7 protein-coding genes and 1 pseudogene are annotated in these 9,801 nt (G+C 65.3%); 4 read left to right on the top strand and 4 right to left on the bottom strand.

The window, feature by feature from the left end; genetic code table 11:
• From RMO57_RS20915 to RMO57_RS20905, 3 genes are all read left to right on the top strand, one after another.
• The coding region (locus RMO57_RS20915; RefSeq protein WP_310389962.1) for a hypothetical protein at positions 1-1,190 on the top strand (1,190 nt) is incomplete at its 5' end.
• Positions 1,191-1,291: 101 nt separating this feature from the next.
• Positions 1,292-1,591 carry a helix-turn-helix domain-containing protein gene (locus RMO57_RS20910; protein ID WP_310389961.1) on the top strand — a complete coding sequence of 100 codons (300 nt, stop codon included), beginning with the start codon at positions 1,292-1,294 and terminating at the stop codon, positions 1,589-1,591.
• A complete protein-coding gene (locus tag RMO57_RS20905; RefSeq protein WP_310389960.1) occupies positions 1,588-2,985 on the top strand; it encodes a HipA domain-containing protein in 1,398 nt (465 codons plus the stop codon). The genes RMO57_RS20910 and RMO57_RS20905 overlap by 4 nt, the downstream gene beginning before the upstream one ends.
• 943 nt (positions 2,986-3,928) lie before the next feature.
• On the opposite strand, the gene RMO57_RS20900 is transcribed toward RMO57_RS20905, so the two are convergent.
• From RMO57_RS20900 to RMO57_RS20890, 3 genes are all read right to left on the bottom strand, one after another.
• On the bottom strand, positions 3,929-6,925 hold the full coding sequence (locus RMO57_RS20900) for an adenosylcobalamin-dependent ribonucleoside-diphosphate reductase (protein ID WP_310389959.1): 2,997 nt from the start codon (positions 6,923-6,925) through the stop codon (positions 3,929-3,931).
• A gap of 232 nt (positions 6,926-7,157) precedes the next feature.
• Entirely contained in the window at positions 7,158-8,207 is a 1,050-nt protein-coding gene (locus RMO57_RS20895) for a 2-dehydropantoate 2-reductase (RefSeq protein ID WP_310389958.1), read from the bottom strand.
• Positions 8,204-8,749, bottom strand: coding sequence for a DUF962 domain-containing protein (locus RMO57_RS20890; RefSeq protein ID WP_310389955.1), 546 nt, complete (start codon positions 8,747-8,749; stop codon positions 8,204-8,206). Before RMO57_RS20890 ends, RMO57_RS20895 begins: the two co-directional genes overlap by 4 nt.
• A 108-nt stretch (positions 8,750-8,857) precedes the next feature.
• On the opposite strand from RMO57_RS20890, the gene RMO57_RS20885 reads away from it, so the two are divergent.
• Positions 8,858-9,607, top strand: a complete 750-nt coding sequence (locus tag RMO57_RS20885) for a YceI family protein (RefSeq protein ID WP_310389954.1) — start codon at positions 8,858-8,860, stop codon at positions 9,605-9,607.
• Here RMO57_RS20885 and RMO57_RS20880 read toward each other — a convergent pair.
• A pseudogene (locus RMO57_RS20880) lies at positions 9,569-9,801 on the bottom strand (hypothetical protein); the annotation flags it as partial. The gene RMO57_RS20885 and the pseudogene RMO57_RS20880 sit on opposite strands and share 39 nt — an antisense overlap.

The raw sequence follows: 9,801 nt of genomic DNA, 5'->3' as shown, positions 1-9,801 counted from the left end.
CCGTCAGCGCCGGCACGCTGGTGCTGCCGACCATGTCGGGCGTGCACAGCGGCAACTGGCAGATCAATGCAGGCAGCGTGCTCGACATCGCTGGCGGCACGCCGACCCTAACGGGAATCCTGGGCGGCAACGGTACCCTGCTTATCAGCGGGGGCACGGTGACCGTGGAGGGCTTCGGCCGCAACGTTCCCACGCTGTTGGACGGCGGCACGTTGGCCGGCAGCCACCAGGTGTTCGATGGGCCCCTCACCTGGCGAACGGGCATGCTGGCGGGCAGCGGGGCAACGTTGTTCACCGGCCAGGTGACGCTCGAAGGCAGCGCGGCCAAGATCATAGGAGCGGGCCGCGACCTCACGAGCTCCGGACAGACCACTTGGTCCGGCGGCGCCTTGACCATAGGCCAAGGCGGTGCGCTGCCGACCACCTTCATCAACAACGGCGAGTTCCGCGACATCGATGGCGGTTCCCGCACGCTCAATGGGCTCGGCTTCGGGCTGTCGACCTTCGTCAATGCCGACAGCTACGTCAAGACCGGCGCGGGCCGAACGCTGGTGTCCAGCCTGCTATTTGACAATCAGGGCAGCCTCGACGTTAGCGCCGGCTTGATGCAGTTCACTGCGGGGCTGAGCAACTCCGGACTGATCCACACGGCGGCCGGCGCCGGCGTACTCGTCACTGCGGGAGTGCCGCTTGAGAACACCGGCACGCTGGCCGGCGACGGCGCCATCGATGCCGTGATGTCCATCATCAACCGGGGGCTGATCAGCCCGGGCAGTGCTATCGGCACGCTGACGGCAGGCAGCGTCACACTCGCTCCCGAGGGCACGCTGAAGATCGAACTCGGTGACGCGGGCGGCCATGACCTGCTGAAGCTGACCGGGACGGTGCTGCTCGGCGGCACGCTGGAGCTCTGGAACGCCGGCTACGCACCCCAGGTTGGCGACAGCTTTGAAGTGCTGCAGTTCGGCAGCCGGTCGGGGACGTCCAGCTTCGACGCCGTCCGGCTCAACGGCTTCGGCCAGGGGTTGGAGTTCGACGTAATCTACGGCGCCGGGGACGTCCGGTTGGTCGTGACGGCGGTGCCGGAACCGGGAGTTGCCGCGCTGTGGCTAGCTGGTCTTTGCGTGCTTGGCGGGCTGGCCAGGCGAGGTGGGCAAGCCAATGGCGGCGCTCAAAATTTCGGAATTTAATGAATTCGAACCTGTACACGCATTGATGAGACATAATTTCGGAATTCAAGTAATAAACCTTCCAGGCATCGGTCTATGGCCGAAATCCATGGAATTCCGAAATGACTTCCAAACCCTTCGCCCCGCCCGAGCTCCTGCGCGTCATCGACCCCGGCGCCCTTGGCCCGGCCGTCCGAGCGCGTCGCCGAGCGCAGTCGCTGCGCATTGACGATGCGGCCTCGTTGAGCGGCGTCTCCGTCGACCTGCTCTCCCGCCTCGAAAACGGCAAGGGCTCCGTGCGACTGGACAAGCTGCTGGCGGTGCTGGACAGCCTGGGGCTCGCCCTCGTGCTCGGGCCCAAGGACCATCCATTGATGCAGTCCGCCGCGCGTCCCGGCACTGACCGTCCGGCGCAGCCATGAACAGTGCTACCGACGCCGCGCACGCGCTCATCCTCTGGGCCGATGACAGCAAGGTGGCCACGCTCAGCGTTGATGCGCTGAACGACCGCTGGTCGCTGGACTACGACGCGGACTGGGTCGCGGCGCCGGGGGCGTTTCCCCTCTCGCCCGCGCTGCCCTTCCAGCCCTCGGCCGAAGGCTATGCCGCCGGCGCCGTGAAGCGCTTCGTCGAGAACCTGCTGCCCGAAGGTCGCGCGCTCGACATCGCCGCCACGACCTACCGCGTATCGAAGTCCAACATCTACGCACTCATCAGTGCGCTGGGGACCGAGACCACGGGGGCATTTCGCTTCTGGCGCTCGGATGAAGTGCCGCCCGCTATCGTCACCAATGTCGCCCATGCCGCCAATGCCCCAATCCCGCCGCGTGAAGTGACCCGAGAGGAACTGGACCAGCGCATCGCCGCGCGCGACGAGATGCCCTTGGCGATCTGGGATGGCAAGGTCCGCATGTCGATTGCGGGCGTGCAGGACAAATTGATGGTCTACCTGGACCGCCCGCTGGGCGACGGCGGGCGCCTGTTCCTGGTCGAGCCGCCATTGGCCTCGACGCACATCCTCAAGCCCGACCCGGCGCGTCAGCTAACGCCCCATCTGGTCGTCAACGAACATTTCTGCATGTCCTTGGCCAGTCGCATGAAGTTGCCCGTCGCGGAGGTCAGCATCTACAGGACGCCGAAGCCGGTGCTGGTGGTCGGTCGCTTCGACCGCGCCGTCGCTAGCAACACCGACGGGCCTACGGTGCAGCGCCTGCACATCATCGACGCTGCCCAAGCCTCGGACCTGCCCGAGAGCTACAAGTACGAGCGCAATTTGGGCAGCGGCGAGCATGTCCGCCATATCCGGGAGGGCGTGAGCTTCGAAATACTGTTCGCCCGCGTCGAGCAGACGGTCAACAAGGCCGTAGCGCGCATGACCTTGCTGAGGTGGGCCTTGTTCCAGTTCCTGATTGGCAACTCCGACGCACACGGCAAGAACTTCTCATTCTTCGTGCGCCGCGAGGGGCTAGATCCGGCGCCTTGGTACGACCTGGTCAGTGTGCTGCAGTACCCGGGCGTAGACCACGAGTTGGCCATGGCCTGGGGCGATGCCTTCTCGCTGGACGAGGTTGGCGCGTTTCAGTTGGCCGACTTTGCGCAGCGCTGCGGGATCGACAGAAACCTGCTCAAACGCGAGGCCGCGCGGCTGGCCAAGCTGGCGGTAGAACACGCGCCGGCACAGGCCCTGGCGGACGACTACATCGACGACGGTGAGCGCCTCTTCGCGGCCCAACTGCGTGATTTCGTGCTGGGCCAGGCCGCCCGGCTGACCCAGCTCGCCGGCGAGGCGGCCAAGATAAAACCTGAGTTTCTGTGACGCCCTGGCGCTTGCCTAAGAGCATCCCAGGTCCCGGGCGGCACCCGGCGCTCGCGGAGAAACGATGGAGTTGCGTGGTGCATAAGTTTTGAACAGAAGGACGCGAAGTTCACGAAGAATGTGAAGGGGACTGGATTTCCGTGTTCCTTCGCGATCTTTGGGGCCTTCTGTTCAGGTTTGATCGGACTCGTCGGCGCTGGCCCGGTGTTTTGTTTCTCATGAGTGCTGCGAAGCCTGCCCTGGTCGCCCAGCGCGGCTCGCAGCCCAAGGCCGCACCCTAACAAACACTGCATGCCCTAGGGTGTCTTGAATCAAACCCCCTTTGAAACCGCCCGCGATTTAGGGATCAGATACTGGCTCAAATGCACCTCGCACCTCGGGGGTCAAGCCTTGAATGTGCAGGCAAGACCTGACATTCACGGCACAAGTTTGCGAGTTGCATGGGCGAGGCGCGCAGAATTTGCCGGGCGTCGCGCAGCGACCTCAAGAACTAGCGTCGCGCCCCTTGTCTGAACGGAGCGTAGCGCAGTGAGTTGGGCGCGGCCCGGTAAATTCGATGCACTGAGCCTGGGCCGAAGGCAAGCCAAGTGGCTTGCCTGCCGCCTGGCGAAGGACAAGGCGCTTGCACGCGCCTTGTCACGAAGCGGACCCGCAGGGCCATGCGGCAGGGGCGGTTTGGTGTTCGCATAACTTCGCTGTGCGAAGTGAGCGAACCCCCTCTTCGAGAACTTTGCCTTCTTTCTTGTACGCACAAGAAAGAAGGTCGCCCGCCGGGGCCGAGACGGCACCGAGCAAGCAACGCTTGCGACGGCCGACAAGGGCCCAGCCGTTTGCATGCGGCTGGGCGAACACCCGGCACGGTGCTGGAAGAGCACAAGAACTGCAGCAAACCAGCCCCATCACGATCTAAAAGCGCGAGCACTATGCCTCGCGCCCTAACCCCTCACCCACACTGCCCCACATACCCACAGGCGGTACAAAAATCGCACCCATCCTTGTGAATCATCGTGCTGTTGCCACACTCCGGGCAAGGCCTCCCAGCCATCGCCTGCACCGTCTCGCCGACATGGACCTTGGCAATCGGCGCCTGCAACAAGCCCATCTCGACCAACGGCAAACCCTGCTCATCCAGCACCCCTAACATCGCATAGCGATGGATGATGAGCCGCGCCACATAGGCCACGGTCGAGGGCCAAATTTGCTGGCGACGCTCGCCGGTCAGCGTCGGCACCGGCGCCATGAAGTGACCGAGCGGCTCGCCCACATTCAGCAATTTGCGCAGCTTCATGCCTATCCAGGCCGGATCCATCACCCGCATGTCCAGGCTGAGCAGGCGCGCCATGCCGTCCAGTGCCTTCGGGTAATTGCCGGAGAAGCCCATCGCACACGGACGGGTCACAAAACCACCGTCCGGCGTCGGCAGGCTGACCTCTTTCAGCGTCAGCGTGAATTGCTCGTTAGTGGCCGGGTTGTCGACGTCAACCGCCCAGGCCAGCGTGCCCATGGTGCTGGTGCGTGGCTCCTCGCGGCTGAACATCGCGTCGATCACCGGCGTCGCGCCGCCGTCTTGCAAGGCACCCAACTGCTCGCAGCGCCAGCGGATCACCGCCGCCGTGGCCGCCACCACACCGGGGAACAGCCGCGACTCGCCGTTGGGCGGGATCGGCATCTCAAACGCGCGCTCCTCGGCCACCGTGGCCAGCGCGTCCAGCTTCAGGCGCAGCCAGGCAGCGTCATTGCTGCGCAAATCCATCGACAAGGTCTTGGCCACCGCCGCCAGGCCGCGCGGCTGCTCGGCACCATTGACCCAGACCTCGAACGGCAGGTTCTTGCCGAACAGACCGGCGTCGGGCCCTTCCGCCGGCAGCTCGCCGACGAAGAGCGCGAAGTCGCCGTGCGGGTGCCGAATCATGTAGCTCCAGGCCGGGTTGCCGCCGGGCAGCTCGGGCCGGCTCGGCCAGCGCAGCGAGGCCAGCACGGCGTTCGGTAGCCTGGCTACCAACATGCGCTGGTTGCTGCCATCGGCCAACACCGGCTTTAGCGCCTCGGGCTCCTTGACGGCGGTCGGCTCCACGCTCAGCACCGAGCCCAAAATGCTATTGGGTCTGTACGTGGCCAGGCCCTTCAACCCGGCCTTCCAGGCGTCGGTATAGAGGTCCTGGAAGTCGGCGTAGGGGTAGTCGGCCGGCACATTGACGGTCTTGGAGATCGAGGTGTCGACAAAGGGCGCCACCGCCGCGACCATGGCCGCATGATCGGCCGCGCTCAACTCCAGCGCGGTCACGAACGCGTCGGTCAACGGCGCATCTTTGCCGAACATATGGCGGTACAAACGCCAGGCATGGTCCTCGACCGCGTACTCCTTGAACGAGCCATCGGCCATGCGCTTCTTGCGCGTGTAGCTCCAGCTGAAGGCCGGCTCGATACCGTTCGAGGCGTTGTCGGCAAAGGCCAGGCTGATGGTGCCGGTCGGTGCGATCGAGAGCAGGTGGGAATTGCGCAGGCCCTGCGTGCGGATCTTGTCCTTCAGGCCATTCGGCAGGCGCGAGGCGAAATTGCCGCCGGACAAATACAGATCGGCATTGAAGAGAGGAAACGCGCCGCGCTCGACCGCCAGATCGGCCGAGGCCTCATAAGCGGCATTGCGCATCAGCTCGCTCAAGCGCCGCGCCACATCGCGCGCGGCCTCGCTGTCGTAGCGCTGGTTCAGCATCACGAGGGTGTCGCCTAAGCCGGTGAAGCCTAAGCCCACTCGGCGCTTGTTGGCCGCTTCCTGCTGCTGCGCCGGCAACGGCCAGGGCGTTACGTCCAGCACGTTGTCCAACATGCGGGTAGCGACCCGGCAGACTTCGGCATAACCCTCTTCATCGAAGCTGGCGTTTGGGCCAAACGGGTCGCGCACAAAGCAGGTCAGGTTGACCGAGCCGAGGCAGCAGCAGCCATAAGGCGGCAGCGGCTGTTCGGCGCATGGATTCGTCGCCGCGATCGACTCGCAGTAGTGGAGGTTGTTATCGACATTGATGCGGTCCAAAAAGAGCACGCCGGGTTCGGCGTGGTCATAGGTGCTGCGCATCACCTGGTCCCACAGCTCGCGGGCCTTGAGCTTGCGGTAGACCCACAGCCCGTCGCCGCGCTGGTAGGCGCCGGCCGCGCGCTGCTGCTTGCCCGGCTCGGCCTTGTGGGTCAGCTCAATTTCGCCGTCAGCTTCGACCGCCTGCATGAAGACGTCGGTGACGCCGACCGAGATATTGAAGTTCTTCAGGTCGCCCTTGTCCTTGGCGCGGATGAATTCTTCGACGTCGGGGTGGTCGCAGCGCAGCACACCCATCTGCGCGCCACGCCGGCTGCCGGCGCTTTCGACCGTCTCGCAGCTGCGGTCGAACACCCGCATATAGCTGACCGGGCCGGAGGCGCTGCTCTGGGTCGAGCCGACCCAGGCGCCATAGGGGCGGATGCGCGAGAAGTCATAGCCGACGCCGCCGCCGCGCCGCATCGTCTCGGCCGCCTCGGTCAGCGCGGTGTAAATGCCGGGATGGCCGTCCTCGCTGGACGCGATCGAGTCACCGACCGGCTGCACAAAGCAGTTGATCAAGGTGGCGGACAGCTCGGTGCCGGCGGCCGAATTGATGCGCCCGGCGGCGATGAAGCCGCGCCGCTGCGCATCCAGGAAGCGTGCCTCCCACTCGGCGCGCACCTCGGGCGCCTCGGCCTGCGCCAAGGCACGGGCCACGCGCTGGCGCAGCTCGTCCAGGGTTTGCTCATCGCCCTTGGCGTATTTCTCCAGCAAGACCTCGGCGCTGATGTCTTGCGCCGGCAAGGCGGCGGCTGGCGCCAGTACGGCGCGGAAAACGGGCGCGCCGAAGATGTCGCCTTGGGCGGCTGCGGGTGGGTTCTGGGTGGGGCTTTGGGTGGTGCTACGGGTGGGATTGAGCGAGCTCATGCAGGTCTCCGGGACGGCGGGATCAAATTCGGTGCGCGATGGTGCAGGCATCTTAGCGAGAGGGGCTTGACCCTGATCATGGGCTCGCCACCGAAGCTATTCAATCGCGTCCCGTGAGGGCGGCAAAAATCATCAATTGTGAGTGATCACTGCTGAAACAAACCTAGTGAATGCTAGTCGGCACCAACATCACACCGCTTCGCGAGGGTTGAAAAATTCACCGCCGAAAATTTCAGCGCTCAGCCAGCCCGAGTGCCGCCAGCAATTCGCCCGGCGTGTAAAAAGGCCGCCGGCCCGGCACCCAGGCTTTCACCAAAGCCGCCATGCGGGCGTTCAACGGCGCGCTGCGCCCGTGCGACTGCGCCAAGCGAATCACCGCGCCGCACAGCGCGTCAATCTCGGTCGGCCGGCTTAAGGCTAGGTCATCGGCCATGCTGGAGCGGGCCTTGGCGTCGATCTTGAGCAGGCGGGCGGCGAGCAGGCGGAACAGCGGCGTCGGCAGGCGCAGCAGGCTGATCAGCCGGCGTGGCGGCAGCGGCGTCATCGCGGCAACCTCGATGCCGGCTGCGCCCAAAACGTCCAAGGCCTCGCTTTGCAAGGCCGCAAAACAGCGCCGGTAGTCCCGTTGCAACAACTGAGCGCGCAGTGGCAGACCCGACATCGCATTGACCGGGTTGTTCAAATTGAGTAGCAACTTGCCCCATTGCACCGCGCGCATGTCCTCGTACAGGCGCAGGTCCATTCCTTGGCGCTTGAAGGCCAACCGCAATGCCGCCAAGGCGGGCTCGATCGGCCGGCCCTGCATCGCCAAAGCACCCATGGTGCCGCGGTGAAACTGGCCCGGCGCCAGCTCGGCAACGTTGAACGGCGTCATGCCGGCGCGCCAGTCAAGCGCCGGCGCCGCAGCACTGGCACGCTCGGCATTGCCGACACCGTTCTGCATTGAAATGACCAGGCTGCCGGCCGGCAAGGCCGCTTGCAATTGCTGCGCCGCTTCGGCCGTGGCGCCACTCTTGACGCAAAGCAGGGTCACATCGGGCCTGAGATCGGCGGGCAGATCGTCATGCAGCCGCAGCGCGGACGCGGGCAAATGGTGGCGGCCGCCGTCCAAATCGCTGACCGTCAGCCCCTGCGCACGCAGATCGACCAAGACCCGCGGCCGGCCGACAAAGTCGACCTTCAGACCCGCGGCGGCCAAGCTGCCACCCAAATAGCAACCGACCGAGCCGGCGCCCATGATCAACACCGACGCAACCGGTGCCGGCTGCGGCGCTTCACTCATGTCAGCGGGTGAGCCAGGTCGCGCAGATGGGTTGGCCCGACACGGCGCTCGATCTCGCCCAACATATCCCGCCCCCAGCCGAGCGCGAACATCGCCTCGCCGACGACAAACATCGGCCCTACAAGCAAGCCCACCAAGTCATCGACAAAGGCCGGCTTCTTGCCTTCGTAGTAATGGCCGACGAACTGGATGACCCAACCGGCCACAAAGGCGCCGATGCCCCAACTCAACCAAGCCCCCACGCTGCCGGCGGCGAGCGGCTCGGCCGCCGCCATCAACAAGGCATTGACGGCGCTGACGGCCAAGCCCAGGACCAGATTCCCACGGGTCAGATACCAGGCCGTGCTGGCGCCCCAGAGCAGCCAGGCGGCGGTCAATTGCACGCCGCCCAGGTTGAGCTCGGCGCGCGCCAGCAAGATCCCGATCGCAAACACGATCAGGGGAATGCCGACGAAATGGGTGGCGATATTGCGGCGGTCGCGGTGGTAGCTGGCGTATTGCGCCATCAAATCAAGCGCGGGGCGGAAGGGGCTGGCGGCCATGGGTGTCTCCTGTACTCGACTGTGGCATTGCTACCCCATGCTAAATCAGCGGGGCAGCGCTGGACTGTCAAAATCAACGCTCATTTTGTGGCTGTTTGCTAAAAATATATGAACCTGACCCCATTTTCGAGAATCTTGATGCTGGCCGTGCTGCTGCTCGGCGGCTGCGCGGCAACACCCGAGGCGGCCGCGCCGCTGGTCGCGCAAGCGCCTGGGGCCGTTTGGAAGGAGGACTTTGCCGAGCTGCGCCAAGGTTCGGACGCTGCGGCGCTGTTGCAGATCGACGCCGCCGCCTCGACGCTCAGCATCCATGTGTTCCGCGCCGGGCGGGCGGCCCGGCTGGGACACAACCATGTGCTGAACGCGCCCAAGCTGACGGGCTTTGTGATGCTGCCGGCCGGCGATACAGACCTGGGCGCGGCCGGCTTCGAGCTGTCGCTGCGCCTGGACGAGTTGCAGCTCGACACGACAGCAGCCCGCTCCGCCTTGGGCGCCGGCTGGGCCTCGGCCATATCGCCCGAGATGGTGGCCGCAACGCGCGCCAATATGCTGGGCGAGGCCGGCCTGCAGGCCGCCAGCTACCCGTTGGTGAGAATTCGCTCGTTGCGGATGGCCGGCGCCACCCCCAAACTGGCCGCGCTGATCGAAATCGAGCTGCATGGTCAGCGCCGCCAGCAATGGATCGCCTTGAATGTCAATACCAGTGCAGACGCCGAGAAAGAGCAGGTGCGCGCACGCGGTGCGCTGGTGCTGCGCCAAAGCGATTACGGCCTGACGCCGTTCTCGGTCGCCGGCGGCCTGCTGGCGGTGCAGGACGAGTTAACTATCGAGTTCGATCTGTTGGCAAGGCGCTGGTAGAGCGCTGGTAAAGCACTGAACCCGGCCCTGCCACCATCCCTCGGTCAGCACATGCTCGGTGAAGGCGCCGGCTGAATAGTCGGCGATAACGCGCCGCCAGAATAGCTGCGCCGCCGCGTTATCGGCCATCTGCCCGACTTCCCACTGCCCCGGCAAGGCCGCGAACACGGCCCGCGCCAAGCGGCCGCCCAAGC

The sequence above is a fragment of the Roseateles sp. genome, from assembly GCF_031397715.1.
Lineage (GTDB): Bacteria > Pseudomonadota > Gammaproteobacteria > Burkholderiales > Burkholderiaceae_C > Paucibacter_A.
This window is presented reverse-complemented; position numbering and strand designations above follow the sequence as displayed.